The organism is Paenibacillus sp. GQ49 (genome assembly GCF_059759055.1).
On sequence record NZ_JCAXEL010000002.1, the window covers coordinates 320,705 to 337,558 of the forward strand.

The 16,854-nt window shown below is 44.3% G+C and carries 17 protein-coding genes and 1 tRNA gene; 4 read left to right on the forward strand and 14 right to left on the reverse strand.

From position 1 onward, the window contains the following. Positions 1 to 14: 14 nt before the first annotated feature. From AC6CIF_RS06055 to AC6CIF_RS06070, 4 genes are all read right to left on the reverse strand, one after another. Complete coding sequence (locus tag AC6CIF_RS06055; RefSeq protein ID WP_498198518.1) at positions 15 to 599, reverse strand: LOG family protein; 585 nt, start codon at positions 597 to 599, stop codon at positions 15 to 17. Positions 600 to 829: 230 nt separating this feature from the next. Then, positions 830 to 1,249: a hypothetical protein gene (locus AC6CIF_RS06060; RefSeq protein WP_017687369.1), complete on the reverse strand. Its 420-nt coding sequence runs from the start codon at positions 1,247 to 1,249 to the stop codon at positions 830 to 832. A 200-nt stretch (positions 1,250 to 1,449) separates the two neighbouring features. Next, a complete protein-coding gene (ung, locus tag AC6CIF_RS06065; protein ID WP_498198520.1) occupies positions 1,450 to 2,127 on the reverse strand; it encodes a uracil-DNA glycosylase in 678 nt (225 codons plus the stop codon). 241 nt (positions 2,128 to 2,368) lie between these two features. Beyond that, positions 2,369 to 3,589, reverse strand: a complete 1,221-nt coding sequence (locus AC6CIF_RS06070) for a MalY/PatB family protein (protein ID WP_498198522.1) — start codon at positions 3,587 to 3,589, stop codon at positions 2,369 to 2,371. Between the two features lie 251 nt (positions 3,590 to 3,840). Here AC6CIF_RS06070 and AC6CIF_RS06075 point away from each other — a divergent pair, with 251 nt between their 5' ends. After that, entirely contained in the window at positions 3,841 to 4,548 is a 708-nt protein-coding gene (locus tag AC6CIF_RS06075; protein ID WP_017687366.1) for a helix-turn-helix domain-containing protein, read from the forward strand. 152 nt (positions 4,549 to 4,700) lie between these two features. On the opposite strand, the gene AC6CIF_RS06080 is transcribed toward AC6CIF_RS06075, so the two are convergent. The 3 genes from AC6CIF_RS06080 to AC6CIF_RS06090 all read right to left on the reverse strand — a co-directional run bounded on the left by AC6CIF_RS06080 (position 4,701) and on the right by AC6CIF_RS06090 (position 8,992). After that, positions 4,701 to 7,622, reverse strand: coding sequence for an insulinase family protein (locus tag AC6CIF_RS06080; RefSeq protein ID WP_498198524.1), 2,922 nt, complete (start codon positions 7,620 to 7,622; stop codon positions 4,701 to 4,703). A gap of 372 nt (positions 7,623 to 7,994) precedes the next feature. Further along, positions 7,995 to 8,080 (reverse strand) — tRNA-Leu (locus AC6CIF_RS06085). Positions 8,081 to 8,542: 462 nt separating this feature from the next. Continuing rightward, positions 8,543 to 8,992 carry a general stress protein gene (locus AC6CIF_RS06090; RefSeq protein WP_076211483.1) on the reverse strand — a complete coding sequence of 150 codons (450 nt, stop codon included), beginning with the start codon at positions 8,990 to 8,992 and terminating at the stop codon, positions 8,543 to 8,545. Positions 8,993 to 9,199: 207 nt separating this feature from the next. Between AC6CIF_RS06090 and AC6CIF_RS06095 the strand changes: the two genes are divergently transcribed. Continuing rightward, on the forward strand, positions 9,200 to 9,424 hold the full coding sequence (locus AC6CIF_RS06095; RefSeq protein ID WP_017687353.1) for a hypothetical protein: 225 nt from the start codon (positions 9,200 to 9,202) through the stop codon (positions 9,422 to 9,424). Between the two features lie 194 nt (positions 9,425 to 9,618). On the opposite strand, the gene AC6CIF_RS06100 is transcribed toward AC6CIF_RS06095, so the two are convergent. Next, positions 9,619 to 10,101: a NucA/NucB deoxyribonuclease domain-containing protein gene (locus AC6CIF_RS06100; RefSeq protein ID WP_083657086.1), complete on the reverse strand. Its 483-nt coding sequence runs from the start codon at positions 10,099 to 10,101 to the stop codon at positions 9,619 to 9,621. A 109-nt stretch (positions 10,102 to 10,210) separates the two neighbouring features. Continuing rightward, positions 10,211 to 11,359: a sensor histidine kinase gene (locus tag AC6CIF_RS06105; protein WP_498198527.1), complete on the reverse strand. Its 1,149-nt coding sequence runs from the start codon at positions 11,357 to 11,359 to the stop codon at positions 10,211 to 10,213. 316 nt (positions 11,360 to 11,675) lie between these two features. Between AC6CIF_RS06105 and AC6CIF_RS06110 the strand changes: the two genes are divergently transcribed. Together AC6CIF_RS06110 and AC6CIF_RS06115 are read left to right on the forward strand one after the other, a co-directional pair. Then, complete coding sequence (locus AC6CIF_RS06110; RefSeq protein WP_051447369.1) at positions 11,676 to 11,864, forward strand: DUF6199 family natural product biosynthesis protein; 189 nt, start codon at positions 11,676 to 11,678, stop codon at positions 11,862 to 11,864. Between the two features lie 140 nt (positions 11,865 to 12,004). Beyond that, positions 12,005 to 13,228, forward strand: a complete 1,224-nt coding sequence (locus AC6CIF_RS06115; protein WP_498198529.1) for an MFS transporter — start codon at positions 12,005 to 12,007, stop codon at positions 13,226 to 13,228. A gap of 41 nt (positions 13,229 to 13,269) precedes the next feature. On the opposite strand, the gene AC6CIF_RS06120 is transcribed toward AC6CIF_RS06115, so the two are convergent. The 5 genes from AC6CIF_RS06120 to AC6CIF_RS06140 form a co-directional block, all read right to left on the reverse strand. Beyond that, positions 13,270 to 13,599, reverse strand: a complete 330-nt coding sequence (locus AC6CIF_RS06120) for a DUF1904 family protein (RefSeq protein WP_498198531.1) — start codon at positions 13,597 to 13,599, stop codon at positions 13,270 to 13,272. 159 nt (positions 13,600 to 13,758) lie between these two features. Continuing rightward, complete coding sequence (locus AC6CIF_RS06125) at positions 13,759 to 13,872, reverse strand: YjcZ family sporulation protein (protein ID WP_082219140.1); 114 nt, start codon at positions 13,870 to 13,872, stop codon at positions 13,759 to 13,761. 117 nt (positions 13,873 to 13,989) lie between these two features. Then, the gene (locus AC6CIF_RS06130) at positions 13,990 to 14,664 is read right to left on the reverse strand and encodes a hypothetical protein (RefSeq protein WP_498198532.1); all 675 of its coding nucleotides are present in this window, start codon (positions 14,662 to 14,664) and stop codon (positions 13,990 to 13,992) included. A gap of 171 nt (positions 14,665 to 14,835) precedes the next feature. After that, on the reverse strand, positions 14,836 to 15,003 hold the full coding sequence (locus tag AC6CIF_RS06135) for a hypothetical protein (protein WP_498198534.1): 168 nt from the start codon (positions 15,001 to 15,003) through the stop codon (positions 14,836 to 14,838). Positions 15,004 to 15,148: 145 nt separating this feature from the next. Then, on the reverse strand, positions 15,149 to 16,705 hold the full coding sequence (locus AC6CIF_RS06140) for a tetratricopeptide repeat protein (RefSeq protein ID WP_498198535.1): 1,557 nt from the start codon (positions 16,703 to 16,705) through the stop codon (positions 15,149 to 15,151). Between the last annotated feature and the right edge of the window lie 149 nt (positions 16,706 to 16,854).

Consider the following 16,854-nt stretch of genomic DNA (forward strand, 5'->3'; position numbering starts at 1 on the left):
TCGAAAATTCTCCCTCATTTCCCGTTGAGTTGTGACCACTTCTGAGTCAACTCTACAGGAATATAGGATGACATTTGTTTGATCAGTTCAGCCGGATCAGATTCCAGACTCCACAGACTGAGATGCGAAGTGTTGGAGAATCCTTCCTGTACGCTATGTTCTACCATCTTCATCAGCGGTCCATAATATCCGTTGACATTCAATAAACCGACAGGCTTACGATGAATACCGATCTGTGCCCAGCACAGTACCTCGAATAGTTCTTCAAATGTGCCCATGCCTCCGGGAAGGGCAATGAATCCATCGGATAATTCGGCCATTGTAGCCTTCCGTTCATGCATAGTTCCCACTTCAATCAGTTGTGTGAGCCCTCCGTGAACAACCTCGCCCCGGAACAATCCGGTAGGCATTACCCCGATTACTTCTCCCCCTTGCTCAAGAGCAGCATCGGCTACTGCACCCATCAAGCCCATGCAAGAACCACCATAGACCAGTGCATAACCGCTATCAGCAATCTGTTTGCCCAGTTGAACAGCCTTCTCTGTATAATCGGGGTGATTTCCCGGATTGGAGCCTGCAAAAACAGCTATACGTTTCATTGGGTTTCACTCCTTCTCATGATCTATTTTAATAATATATAACATGAATGTTATGGGTATGTACAACAGGTTAACAGAACCAATGGACAAAAAAACCCGACCGTTTGCAGCCGGTCGGGCTCCCATTGCAATACACATCTATTTAGAAGGGGTTGTTACTACCTAATATACAGACCAAACATTAAATCCGTATGATCTTTGCATGAAATGAATATTAAATCTTCGAATAACTAACGTATCCCACGGCGTGAACGTACGACAAACATATGCTTGTCTTTACGAAGAACCCGACCATCTGCAAGTTCAACCTGATCCTCGTCATGACGCAGAATCGTCGTGGATAATGCTACAATTTTGGCCCGGCGCCAGATCATCACCTGTGACTTGAAATAGATCGCATTTTCGAACTGAATCGCCTTTTTCATCACATATCCAACCTTGTGCACTTCAGAACGTGCTTTCTTTAAGGGAAGACTCTCTTCGGGAAGAGGTCTGATCATTGCGATATTGTCAAACGATACCTTAATCCGTTTCGGTCCGATTCGTACACATTCCGCTTCTTCATCCCACTCGACCAGCGTTCCCTTTAATGGCTCCCGTATGCCTGTTGCACGATATACCGCTACTTTTCGTCCTATCCAATGTCGCAATGTTCTCACCTCCATCTGTCTATATAAGTTGACTACAGATTATTTACACAGGCACTACGATGACAGAACAACCTTCCAATCGCTGTTATCCCCAGATTTTTTCGATTTCCTTTTCCGAAGGGAAAAATCCGGGTATAAAGGCGAACGCTTCGCTTTTTCAGGTTTTTTCTGTCCTCTCCGTTATTGTGTAAATGATTAGTTCAACTTATATCGTTTTCAGGTATAGTCCAATCGATCGGTTCAATACCTTTGGAGGTCAAGAAGTCATTGGCTTTGGAAAAGGGGCGACTGCCGAGGAATCCACGATGCGCAGCCAGCGGACTGGGATGTGTAGACTCCAGTACCAGGTGCTTGTCCCTGTTAATAAAAGCACCTTTCTTCTGGGCATGACTGCCCCACAGCATATATACCATTGGCTCTGAACGTTCATTCAGCGCACGAATGACAGCATCCGTAAACGTCTGCCAGCCCAGTGCCTGATGGGAGTTCGGCTGACCTTCACGGACCGTCAGAACCGCATTTAATAGCAGGACTCCCTGCTGTGCCCAATGAACGAGAGATCCATGATTCGGAATGGGCAGGTCCAGATCGGCATGAAGTTCCTTATATATATTTTTCAGAGAAGGCGGTACGCGTACCCCGGGTCTAACCGAAAAGCTTAATCCATGAGCCTGTCCCGCTCCGTGATAAGGGTCCTGTCCAATAATAACAGCCTTAACCTGATGATATGGTGTCAGCTTTAGTGCGGAGAACAGGTCTTCTTTGGGCGGAAAGACCGTCTGCGTTTTGTACTCGGCGGCGAGAGTGTAACGAATCTTGTTAAAATAGTCGGCTTCCGTCTCTTCCTGAAGCACCTTGTCCCAATCGTTTCCAAACATATGTATAGGCTCCTTTCCCCTGATGAATGCAGTTTCGTGCAGCCCAGCTACTGGGCTCTTCCTTCTGAGAGCCGCATGTCATGCAACTCATAGACTATCCACCATTTTAACATAACCGGGGACAGCAGACCAGAATTGCGCATCAGGGTATAAGTTCACCTCAAAATTAACCTTGTTCTTACTGCAATCCGTATACTCATCCGAAAAAGTCACCACGTTATTGCGTGATGACTTGATGACTTTATACTTGAACAGGTACCTCTTCGACTTCTTTCACAAGCACACTGCTGATTCTCCGTAATCCTTCCTGAAGGACAGAACGCGGACAAGCCAGATTCAACCGAATACAACCCTCACCATTGGCTACAAACATATGACCATCTTCGAGCAACACACCCGCTTGCTCCGCGAAGAATAAAGGTAAACTTACATTTTGGGGAGCATATGCCGAGATATCAATCCAGGCCAGATACGTGGCTTCCGGGATGTGAAAGACGGCCAGTGGCAGATGCTGCTTCACATACTGTTCTACGCAGGCAAAATTGGCGTCTAGATAACCTTTTAATTGTTTCAGCCATTCATCACCCGTTTCGTAAGCCGCTTGCGTGGCAGCAATACTCAGAGGGTTTTTGAAACCATAATGGCGTGCCTGCCAGATGTCTCGAAGTGCCTTATTCGGGATGATGACATTGGAGAACATCAGACCAGCCATGTTGAATGTTTTGCTCGGGGACATGCATGTAATGATTCGATCCGTATCCGGAAACAGCTTTGCGAGTGGCGTATGTCTTTTGCCTGTCCGCAGCAGATCACAGTGAATTTCATCCGAAATAATCCATACATTGTTCCTCAGACAGATCTCACCCACACGTTGTAACTCTTCTGCTGTCCAGACGCGTCCAGATGGATTATGGGGGTTGCAGAAAATACATACCGTTACCTTCTCATCCTTGGCCTTGGCTTCAAAATCCTCAAAATCAATCGAGTAACGCCCCTGCTCGTTGATCATATCTGAACATACCAGTTCAAGATTGTTATGCTCCGCAGCTGACTTGAAGAAACCATAAGACGGGGTCACAATCAGTACTTTCTCATCCGATTGACAGATATATTCCACCAGTTCATATAAAGCGGGGATGATCCCGTTTGAGGTCTCCAAATGCTCCTTTGGGAAGGACCAGTCATAGTATCTCTTCATCCAATTCGAAACAGCTTCATAGTATGCCGGATCAAACACTTGGGAGTAACCCATAATTCTACGGTCCAGACGCTGCTTGACTGCATCCAGAATCTCGGGAGGTGTCGCGAACTCCATATCTGCAATCCACAAGCGAATGAATTCTTCGTCCTTAAATGGAAAAGTCATGTCCTCTGTGGCGTTAAAAATATATTGACGGAAACCATCCGTATTCATGGCATTTGTTCCTGTGCGATCAATAATCTCATCAAAGTCATATTTCATAGCTTCTGCTCCTCTATCTGCTTTACTTTTTCATTGTCGTTTCATGTCGTATTACATCTATTATTTCATGACGCAGGAATTGCATCAAATGTAATACAATCTATTCTGACGAAACAAATGAAGTTTATTGTTTCTTCAAAATAGGTATTTCGATGAAAAAGTGATATATTTCTCATATAACATCATTTTTATGAATGACTTTCATCATTTTCACGTACTCTCAAGAAACATTGGCATAAGGAGAACCGGTTATGAACAATATCAATCAGGAAGTTGGCAAGAAAATACGAAACTTTCGGAAGTGGCGGGGACTGACCATTCAACAGCTTGCGGATCAGATCTTCAAGAGCAAGGGTACTCTGTCCAAGTATGAGAGCGGAGATATTACACTTGATCTGGTCACGTTACATCATATTGCGAACGCACTCAACATCCAGGTGGAGCAACTCTTGTACCAAGAGCCAAGACATGCTTCTCCCCTGATGAATGCGGTCCCGTCCAGCTTTTTCAAGAACTCCACTCGTTTCTATTCCTACTTCTATGATGGGCGTAACAACAGTCTCATTCGTTGTGTCATTGACATGATGGCTCAATCGGATGCCAACCGTTATCGCACCGTGATGTATATGAATGTGAAGGATTTTGAGAACTATCAAGAGTGCGAGAATATGTATTGGGGCCACACCGAGCATTATGACACACTCACCACCCTGATTTTGAAAAATCAGGCCACGCCGCTCGAGAACCTATATATTAATATTTTGGCGTCTTTTCAGGAATCGGAGAAAAAGTGGGGACTGATGGCGGGTGTCTCCTTCAGACCTTTCATGCCGATCGCGCTAAAAATGTTATTCTCCAGAACCCCGCTGCCCGAGAATCAGGAGTTATATAATGAATTAAAAATCTCAAAGGAAGATCTGCGGACCTTGAAAATATACAACATGCTCGCTGTCACTTGAACAACGCAGCGCGTCACACATTCTCATATCATATGGGATGGAGATAGTTCCTCCCCATTAGAAAAGGCACCTCTATAAGCTGTTGAAACCAGCTCATAAAAGTGCCTTTTGCTTTGACGCTTATTGGACCGTGGAATAAACGAGACTAACGCTTAGTTTTTAATTAAATCCAGCGTCTCGTCAAACATTTGCTTCTGTTCCTCAATCTTGTTCTCATTACCGATCACGCAGCGCTGTTGCTGTTCAAGTATAGCCGATAAAAGCTCAGCAAAACCGATAATGTCGCTTTCCTTCGTGTTTAACACTTCGTCACGTTCCTGTTGCAGATCCGCTTCAGTCACATTTGACAGATAACACTCGAGGGAGAAAGCTCCTTCTCCATAAGGCGTTCTCGGCGTATCGAGATCCTGAATCGCACCAATGATATAACGTGTCATTTCCCGCTCGTCTGCCCGGAAATCGGTCAAATATTGAGGTATCTCTTCATATATTTTGTACGTTTTATCGAGATTTGGATCACGATACGATGCAACGTAGCTGTCTCCGTTCCGTCTGAATCCTGACATACAGCCATAAGCTCCGCCTTTGGCGCGGATATTCGTCCACAAGTAATCCAGAGACAGGATTCCCTGCAAGACCCGTAGTGAACCGGTGTATTGATATCCTTTGTTGATATAATTGCCCGTTTGCACCACGTACTGCACCTCCGAAGGGGATCGGAATCCTTCTTTATGAGTTGCAGGTGAGAAGGAGAATGCTTCCTTGGCAACCTCATGTGTGAACAGCTTCGCTTTCAGATCAGATACCTGTTGTTCCAGTCCTTCATATCCCTGCTCATCGGCAGTATAACTGACAAGCAAGTTCTCCGGTCTGAAAATATACCCAGTCAACTCTTGCAGACGGGAAGATAACTCTTCTTTTCTAGCCTCAAAATTCGCCTGAAGATCCTCTAACCACTGGTAAAACGCGATACCACTCACCGCTTCTCTGAAATCCGCAACCGCTGAATGTTTGGACGAAGACCGACCAATTCCCGCAGAGTGTCCACTATTGATCAGATTACGTTGCAGATTACCTTTCATCTGAGAGATGATCTCATACAATCGCTTCGAATTGTCGAATCGGGATGTGAACACAATTTCTTTGATCATATCAAAGGCAAATCCAAGCTTGTCATACAACACTTTTGCGTTGAACTCATAGGTCGCCTTGAATTCATTGTGCTTATGCGCATTAGCATAAGATCCAATCCCGCTATGAATACCGCCTGAATGGATATGGATTTCATTGGACAGTTCATTGAACGAGTAGTTTTGAGTGTCCACGTAACCCAATACATTCTTGAGCAATCCTGCATACGGCAGGAGATGACGTGGTACTTCTTTGATATCAAACAGCAGTCTCAGATAACCAATTCCGTTGGTGTAAAGGTTATGATGAAGGATGGTTGTGCCGTCGACCTGGTTCATCGTTTGATGCAACGTAGAGGACTTCGGTTCAATATCTTCAATCGATAACGTCGGAATAACCTGCTGCTGCTCTTTGGTTGAAGGTGTATTCTGATACTCGGCGAGTGCTTCCGTTTTCTGAATCAACGTCTGGACTTCTTCCTCACTAAGACCGGCCTGAATGGTTTTCAGACGTGCTTTCAACGCTTCCTCCTTGCGTGAGTTCAGCCCCTTATCCGGGGTAAGCGCCACAAAAGAAGTATGTGTGTTCTGCAAAATATATTTCTCAATCAGTTGCTCGAAGTAACCTTCGTTCATTTTTGTCCGCAGCTCAGCAAATACATCATTTGCTTCCAAATGGGTGAAAGGTGCTTCCTCATCGTACAACCAGCTTTGCAAGGAGGAGAATCCGTAGATCAGACCTTTCGGCATTCTGCCATAGTCCGCTTCTCTGTGATTGAACTCATACGAGTTAATTCCTGCAAGGAGCGCTTTAGGAGCAAAACCTTCTTTTACCACACGCTCAAGCACTTCTTTGACCGTTCCCAGGAAATCCTCTTTGCTAGACAGATTGCTCTTCTTCAATCCCACAGTGAATACAGGCTGATACAGGCTGTCATCATACGAACCGTAGACATCCTTCGCAATTCCTTTATCCAGCAACGCCTGCTTCAGTACCGCTCCCGGAGCGTTCAGCAGTGCGTATAAAAGAATTTGAAACGAAATGTTCAGTTCCTTGTCCAGACTTGTGCCGATCACCGCGTTATAGGTCAAAAAGCTGTTATCCACTTCCGATTCCGTACTTCCCGCAGAGTAAGTCTTAACCGTGTCTACCCGTTCTGCAAAGGCAGGTTGAAGTTGAATGGCCGAATCAATCTCGATTCGATCATATGCGCTCAGATAATTCTCATCGAGCCATTGCAGCTTCTCTTCCATATCCATATCCCCGTAGAGATAGATGTAACTGTTGGAAGGATGATAGTATCTCGTGTGGAAATCCAGCAGCCCCTGATACGTTAGATCCAGAATAGCTTCCGGGAATCCGCCAGACTCGGAGGAGTATGTAGTATTCGGGAAAAGGGAGTTCAGCACTTCTCTGCGCACCATTCGTTCCGGTGATGAAAAGGCACCCTTCATCTCGTTATATACAACTCCGTTGTAGGTTAACTCATCGTCGGCAGAGGTCAGGTTGTAGTTCCAGCCCTCTTGTAGAAATATCTTTTCATTCTCATAAATATTTGTATTCAATACTGCATCCAGGTAAATATCCATCAGGTTATGGAAGTCATGATCATTACGACTCGCGATCGGATAGATCGTCTTATCGGGATACGTCATGGCGTTAAGGAATGTATTCAATGAACCTTTCAGCAACTCAACAAAAGAATCCTTGGCCGGAAATTTCTTGGACCCACAGAGCACGGAGTGTTCGAGGATATGGGCTACCCCTGTATCATCTTCCGGAGGTGTGCGGAAACCAATACTGAATACTTTGTTGTCGTCCTGATTGGACAAAAGCACAATTTTGGCCCCGGATTTCTGGTGCTCCAACAGATACGCATCCGATTTCAATTCTTCAATTCTGCGCTCCTGTAACACCTTGTATGGCTTAAGCTGTTTCAACATAAACTTGAGTCCTCCGTCCATAAGATTGTTTTATTGGTTTTGTGACTCTACATAAGTTCAAATATGTTTATTTACACTGGCACTCCGATGACAGAATAACAGCTGTCCTCTCCGTTATCGTGTAAATGTGTAGTTGAACCTATATCGTTCAGCAAGGTAAAGGTAATATATGCCTACGGATAGTATACACCATTGTCCCGTCTCTTCATAAAAGTCAGATAAATGTATCTTCTGATATGTATTATGCAGGGTTTATGTTTATGAGCTGCATGGTGATGTGGTCTGCAATGAAGTGACAATCATATTAAAGGGCACAAAAAAAGATCGTATGCAGCTTGATTAACAAGCGTCATACGATCTTTTTTTTTAAGATGCCGAGGACCGGGATCGAACCGGTACGGTAGTCACCTACCGCAGGATTTTAAGTCCTGTGCGTCTGCCAATTCCGCCACCCCGGCATGGATATTATTTCTTGGCGACAAGAAATATCTTACCATGAACTAATTAACTTTGCAACACTTTTATTGAAAATAATCTAACTATATAACTTTAACTAATGATTTACACGATAACGGAGAGGACAGAAAAAACTGAAAAAGCGAAGCGTTCGCCTAAAAGCTTTCTGAAAGAAAGCTACATCGGAAGCATACGCTATCACCGGATTTTCCCTTGAGAAAAGGGAATCGAAAAAATCTGGGGATAACAGCGATTAGAAGTTATTCTGTCATCGGAGTGCCAGTGTAAATAATCTTTAGTTCAACTTATATAAATGAAACAGGCACTGCAAGCGTCAGCTCACAGTGCCTAGAAAGTCCGAGTTGCGGTCTCGGACTTCCGGTAAACCAATCTATATTAAGGGAGGTGTGAGATAAGAATACCTCCCCAACATTAAAGAAACCTAAAATCAGCCTTAAATTAAACTAAAAAAGTAAAATAGGTCGAACACGAGCAGCTTCTTCCTCACTGCACTCCACGATAACCAAGATATGGTCCTTTAACAGCCAATCTTCGTAATACCGCGCATCCTCCTCCGAGATTCCCGCTTCAGTCAGTGTAAGCACCAAATCATCGGTCTCACTCCCAATCTCATTACCAGCGAGTCTGCGCACTGCATTTCCGATCGACATCGTCTGATCCATTCGCTTCCCCAGACCAGCCAATATGCCTTTCAGAGCGCCAAAGGCACCATCTGTTCCGGCACCCTTCAAAGGTTTGGGCAGCCCCGTCTTTTCGCTCACCAGCTCCAGATTAAGCTGCTCCTTCGCCACCGCTCCTAAATATTTATCCTTGATCCCTTCCTCTTTGACCTTATTCAGCATCAATATAGCCTCGTTCTCGGTACGGGCCAGCCCAATGATCAATTTTGTCATTCCGTTCCCCTCCTTTTACCCTAATATAACCCCGTAATCCCCATTCAAAAACGGATCATCCACAGCTAAGACAAATCACCTAGAAGATTGTTGATTTCTCTTCTGGAAATCTATACCTAGTTCTGATAGACTAGATAAAGAAGACAAATTAACCATTGAAAACATTGACATATGGATTTAACATCTCATAATCAGGAGCAATGACTTATGAAAAAAGAGGTAGAAATTGCCATCCGGCGCAAGCAACAGATCATGGTTCGTAATACAAGCGGTCAGACGGTAACCGGATTTCCCGAGCGTACCGCTGATACATCCATTCTCTCCTTACGTACGGTTCACGGCAGTCTGTGGATACCGTTTGATGAGGTCGAACATGTTACGCGTCTGTTAAGCATCCGGTCTCATCATTTAAGCGGAATGCAACTCGTTTAGTCGGCCCTGTAATCCTTGAAACTCCAGTTCGCGTATAGATACTTTAACTAGATCCATTGATGCCAGCACTTTATACCAAAAAACCAGACGCATACACGTCTGGTTTTTCTCTTCTACTTATCCTGTAGCACGCTGCCACTGACCTCACAACAAAGGACTGACTATCCTTGTTTCTGCCCAACCATATCCTGTTGTTACTTCACTACAAACTTCACTCGTGTTCCATCCGGATATGTACTTAACTGATTCCCTACCCATGAACCTGCACCACGATTATCTTTCGGGGTAATGTACTGGATATCTGCACCTGTTCCTCCCTCAGCGCACATCGCCATGGGCCACTCGTCACGATCCTTACCTTTTTTGACCGGAACACCTTTAAGGGATAAATCCCGATTGCCTTCCGCTCCATTACGATCAATGGTGCATACATCCGAATGCCCTGCCTTGATAGCAGCTTTAATATGGTTGGCCGTTTCGGGATAACGCTCTGAAGGGAACGTAATGGTATGGTCTACACTCTTATTAGTCCCTACGAATGGATTAGGTATCTCCTCCGGCCATTCGCCCCCTGCCCAGGCATAGAGGGCTACCAGCAGCATCGCTACCAGCGTCAGAACCTGCTTTTTGAAACCTTGCATGCCTTTACGTTTTCTTCTTGTGCGTCTCTTACTCATGCTGTGTCTCCCCCATTCAACACTTGCATTATAACAGAACGCCCGTTCGTAAAACAATCCAATACAATAAAAAAACAGCCGAGACCGCCCGGCTGTCCTGCTTGTTTGATTATCCTACATTGGGAATGGCCTGTTGGCGCAGCAAGGGCAGTATCACCTCAAACTGTGTGCCTTTCCCCTCTGTACTCTCCACCGAAATCTGACCATTCATCAGTTCCAGCAGTTCTTTGCAGATGGTCAGACCAAGACCGCTTCCACCAAATCGGCGCGCATGGGAGATGTCGGTCTGAGTAAATGCATCAAACAATTGTTCGATCTGATGCTGAGGAATGCCAATCCCCGTATCACGCACAGAGAATACCAATACAACGGTATCCATCAGTTGTTGCCCCACATCCACCTGTAACAGCACTTCACCTTGTTCTGTAAACTTGATCGCATTACTCAGTAAATTATCCAGTACCTGCCGAAGTCTTAGCGGATCACCGATAAGCACATCAGGAACATTCAGATCAGCATGACAGAGCAGACGTATGTGTTTATTCCGTGCCGCAGGCTCATGTGTCTTTACAATCTGTTGAATCAGCTTCAGAGGTTGAAACTCAATGTTTTCAACATCCATTTTGCCTCTGCCCAGTTTCGCCATATCCAGGCTATTGTTAATGATATTAAGTAGCGCCTCACCTGATTGACGTGCTAACTCCAGATATTCTTTCTGTTCATCCGTAGTTTCACCCATACCGGCAAGTTCGATCATGCCCATAATGCCGTTAAGCGGGGTACGAAGCTCGTGATTCAGCTTGCCGATGAATTCCAATTGCCCTCTGCTGTTCATCTCAGCCATGGAAGTGGCAAACTTCAATTGCTGTTCAGCATACTTTCGTTCTGAAATATCGTATTGAATGCCTACAAAATATAAACACTCTCCGGATTCATTAAAGATCGGATCAATATTCAGTTCGTTCCAGAACTTCTGACCACTTTTTGTATAATTTAAAATATCAATCTTAATGGATTGTTGTTTCTTTAATGCATCACGAATCTGCATTACCGTTTCGGAGTCTGTATCCTGCCCTTGCAAAAATCGGCAATTGTGTCCGACAGACTCTTCATACGTGTATCCTGTCAGCCGGGTAAAGTGTTCGTTTACATACATGAGCGGAAGCTCAGGCAAGGTAGCATCGACCACTGTCACGGAGGATTTCACTTTCGAGATGATAAATTCCCATTGTAATGGGAGTTGATTATGTTGGCTCATGCCTTCCTCCTTCATCTCATACACGTTACTGTTTGTATATTCTGTTTTCGTACTTTATATGAAGATACAACTAACCGAATGGTATGTGTTGATATAAAACCAATATATTATAATTGTAACACAGTTATTCAAGTCATGTGTTTCTTGGGTAATAGTTGATAACTAACATTCCACAATAATCTAACAACTCATCAGGAGGAACATACATGAAATTTCTGTTAATTATCATCATTATTATTTTGATTGTAGTCTTTTTTACCAGACGCAAACGTTAAGATAAGATCCGTTATGTAAGAAGTGAGAAAGGAAGATGGGTATGAGAACCCTCTTTTTTATATTCATGGTACTCTGTATCATCAATCTCTGTTTCCCAAAATTCGGCTGGTATCTGCGCTATGGCTGGATTTCCCGGGGTGAAGCCGAACCCAGCAGACCTTATATGACTATGGTCAGAACGACCAGCCTGCTGATGTTACTTATCGCCTTCACACTCGCTATGGCATGAATTACAGGCATTAGAAGATGACTGCCCTGTTGGGCAGTTTTTTTGTGATGAAATGACGGGAAAATGATAACTTTGTTTGTGGTGCAATGATGACAATGCCCGTAATATAGATATATCGTTTCGGAAAGGACATCATTGGCATGAACATCGCATTTTATCCGTACTGGGCCGCCAAAACGCTGCTCTCGCTTATTAATGTCATATATATCATGGTCATTACTACATTTATATACGGTCTCACTGGATCGATACTCTCTGCTGCAATGTTTCCACTTATTCAGATCATTGCACGCATAATAGCAGGTCTCACTTTGCCATTACTTGTGAACCGTTTCCCATTCTCCAGACTATTGATCAGCATTTCCATAACCAAAACATTCATCATGACCTGTATAGCCATTTCGTTGAATCACTTGATTTCACAAATGCCGCTTCTATTGCTCGGAGTGGTCATACTTTCCTTATTGGACGGATGGGAAACTCCGTTACTGAATGCTTTAACGCCACGATTGGTTCAAGGAGAAGACCTTGTGAAAGCAAATAGCCTACTATCTTTCTCCAATCAGACTGTAACCATTGTCGGTTACGCCATGACGGGATTCGCCGTGATGAACTGGGGGGCGTCACAGACCTTCTGGGCAGCTACAAGCCTGTCCTGGGCCGTTCTGATCTTCATGATTGCCATGGGCTCGCTCACACGGAATGTAGAACAACCTCAGAGATCTGCTGTATCGCGGAATGTATTGAGGGACGGCTGGAGTATACTTTGGAACAATCCATCATTACGACTGATTACGCTTGTGGACATTGCCCTGGCTCTTGCGGGTTCCATCTGGATCGGAGCTGTTACGCTGGCCTTTGCAAAAGAATCTCTGGGACGAGGAGAAGGTTGGTGGGGACTCATGAACTCGAGTTACGCTGCTGGAACCATGCTTGGAGGTATTCTGGCTCTTGCACTGGCCAAACGTGTTCAGAAGCATCTAATCGCTAGCATGACCATGGGTTCTCTTCTCTTGAGCCTGCTGACCGTCGTTTATGGTCTAAACAACCTGCCCTGGCTCGCTCTGGTGTTATGCATACTCATGGGTCCAGTTAATCAGATTCGTGATGTGGCTCAGCAGACAGCGCTTCAGAACAGTGTACCTGTCGAATCTCTAACCAAGGTATACACCACTCATGACGTCCTGATATCCACGGTTATGAGTGCATCCATAGTCATCTTTAGTCTAGTCGCCGATCAACTGGGCGTTCGATGGGTATATCTTATCGGCGGAGCCTTGTTTATTGTGTCTGCGATATGCTCATTATCGTTGAGCAGGGTTCACAGGAACCAGCCCATTGGTAAACATACGAAAAATATGTAAAGCAAAAGAGACGAGCAACATTCTGCTCGTCCCTCACAATCTCAATCCAATCGATAATCTGTCAGCGGCTTGCCTTTTTTATAATACAAATTAGGTGACAATATATTGAAGAAAATATGCACATCCGGCATGTATGCTTCTTCCAAAATAGCTTGCACCGACGATGCAATCCGATTATGAATCTCCTGGTCACGTTGAAACATCAGAATCTCTATAGAAGCCGGAGAAGGTGTTAGCGCTTGGACATCATGACGCTCTGCCTTCATTCTCTCCCTTGGAATATGAGTAATTAGGGCCATCTGCTCTGTAATTTGGGGTACAACTTCCTCTAGCTGAGGACCTGTGAATCCTTTAAAGCGAATAAACGGCATTGCTATCCCTTCAATCTCTGTTAATAGTCTCTTATGTGATTTTAAGCACATTGTTTTCAGTTGTCAAATGTATTGGAGGGCATATGTTGCTTCTTATAAACAGGAAAAGCCCCGCTGAAGTCTCAGCGGAGCCACTGTTTGCACGTTTCTACACGTGACTTACAGCCAGAAAGATTTTGTGATGATTACGAGCAGAATGAACAGTACGAGAATTGCACTTGTAGAAGTCCATCCGCCACCAGCATTACAACAACCGTATCCAACTTGACTCATTTTGATTGGCCTCCTTTGAATTTCAAGGTATGCCATAACATATGCGTATTCCGTGCAAGTGACCGGGCGAATTGGCAAGTTCAACAGCCCATTCATCTAGGATTCATGCCCGGTAACCTAACCAGATGGGTCGATGGAGATTTTCAGTTGTTTTTCTTGTGACTCCTGAGGTGAAGGGTCTGTATTTCCTCTGTCCAGAAGGATTGTACGAGTACGTGTATCACTTCGGGATGCCAGAACAACCTCTCCATCAGGAGTTATACAATAAGCGATTGGAATGGAGATCCCGTTATCACGGTACGAACCATCCGCATGGCTAGCCCCCATGACAATACATTGATGCTGGATGGCGATCTGCCGAGCCTCTTCAACCCACTCACTGTACTGCTCTTCACTGAACATGCCCACACCAATGGAATGCATCACAATGTCCACATTTCCTATATTCTCGTTGCGAAATCCTTGCAGGACCAGCTCATCACACAACAAAGTGCTTATTACCCAACCCTGTTCCTGAGCCGTCTCAGCAGGTGTATATTTAGCTTTCTCCAATACAATCTCTCCAGCCTTACTGATGATAATCGATCGGTCCTTTGGACGTTCGTCCAACCTGCGATGACCTGATACAATCATGGTTCCATATTCAGCCGCCAGGCGGCAAGCGTCTTCGACATTCTGGTTCAGATAACCTTCAGGAAAGAATACTACTTCTGCATCAGGATGTTGCTTGAGTTCGGCTTCAAGTTGCAACAAATCCTGTTCGAACCTCGGTTGTCCAATAATAATCTTCATCTGGTATCCCCCATTCATAAATAAAAGCCGGTTCATACCTGAATAAGGTACGAAACCGGCTTAAAGATTGTACGGACAGAACTCCTGCTCATCGTACTTCGCTTCAAGAGTAATTGGTTCTCATGTTATTACTCGACAACACAATTACCTTTACAGTTCAATGATATGTAGTTAGGCATTTCTATGTTCAATACTATCATATATAGCCTGCCCATCATAGCTTCGATCTGTAGCGATATCTTTCACCAATAGGACACTGTTTGCATTTCCAGATAAGATACTCAGTGCCCCCAGCACCCAAGCAAGTGGATATAATGCAACGGATAACATTTTCTTCATAGCTCTGTCTCCTTTATGTACTATAGAAATGATTGGTTGAATATCCCATTAATACGATGAAGTTCAATTAAAGGTTTCAATTTTTATATAAATATTACCAATTACATCCAACATACATACAGGAGACAAACTAAAATTGTTCCGTTCAGATCAACTCGAAACTCTGGAGCAACGCTGCTGCCTCTTCATGATCAGGTTCCAAAGCCAACACTTTATGCGTATATGACAGGGTTTCTTCTTCCAGTTCAAGTTCATAACAGCACACAGCCAAATCGTATAAGACGGCTGGATTATGGTTACTCGGATCTGCAACCAATGATATCTCCAGAAACCGTTTTGCATCCTCATACATGTACATCTCATATAATAGCTGCCCTGCCAGAAATGCGAGACCTCCTTGCTGCTCCATCACATAGTAGGACGACCACATCGTATGAATACCAGACTGAATATCAAGCATTTCCTCATCACTTGCATCAGGAAGAAGACTGGAAATGTGGGTAGCACTGTGAATCAAGAACTCCGCATCATATCCACCCAGACGCCAAAACGGTAAAATATGCTTTAACTCCATACTCTCTATTCGAGAGTCTACCCATTGTTTCATGCTGAAAAAGTCATCCGGTCCAAAACGTTCAACAAATCGATGGTAGGCGAGACGTGTATTCACATAACTGATGGGTTCCTCCACCATCAACATGCATCCAACATTCAGATCTTTATAATGATGTGTTGTGAATCGTGTATGGGCGCCCTGTTGTTCCAAAACATATTGAATGGCATGGTAGTTAGCCGTTAAAGAAAAACTCCCATGAAGAACAAATTCAGGTGGCTCTGCGAACTTCCAGTTATCCAGGCGATGATCCCCTTTATCAGCGGTAATCAACACATAACCTGACTGTGACAGCTTGTTCAACCGTTCGAGACAGGACAACCCGATTGCAGGGAACAGAATGTGCGAATCCTCCAGTTCCTCTTTGTACAATGTGATAAGCTCCTGATACGGATAGTTATCCGCACTGTATTCCGGTGCTCGGCGATACTCATAACTCAGCGTCATATTCTTCAGCATCTCAGCGGGCTCAAGATCAAGACAACGATCCGGAGATTGTACAAGCAGATCGCACTCATAGATATCGCCATCCCCAATATAGATTAATTCCTGCGGAATGCTGTCAAAAAAGTAATTGGCAATTAACAACAACGGCTGTTGCAGATCACCGGGCCGTATAACCGTGCCTGCAACGACCAGATTCAATTCTGTATCCTCTACAGCGTCAAAACGTGCAAAATCCACGATACCTTGTTGAATAAAGGATTGCATGGATGGATGCTCCTGCCAACCCAGTACATTCTCCGCTACCAGATCCGTCATCACATATCTGAAAGGCGGTAACTGTATTCCAGCAAATTCCTTTAACTCAAGCAGTTTCAGGAGAATTTGATGTGCCAAACGCCCTACACCCGCTCCAAGTTCAAGAATGGTTACGGTCTCACTGATCTTTCCTTTGTTCGAAAAGTCCTGAAGAAAGCCAAAAATCATCTCTGCATACGCCGTGGCAATCATCGGATTACTCGTAATATATTGAGGGACTTGGTTCTCTGTCCAAGCTTGTAGCCCCTTCTGTTCATAATAAGCTCTCTGCCAATCCCAGACCGGAGCTTCACTGTAACGAAAACGTTGACTTTCATTTGACGTCATTAAACGGAAACCTGCTTTCTATCACTAATTTCATACGTTTCTCAGATGTTCACGTACTATTTTATATCCAATACCATTCAATCTCTGTAATGCATTATATCATAGAACCCTATTTACTCGATGAAGTTCAGTTTTCCCCTTGAACAGAA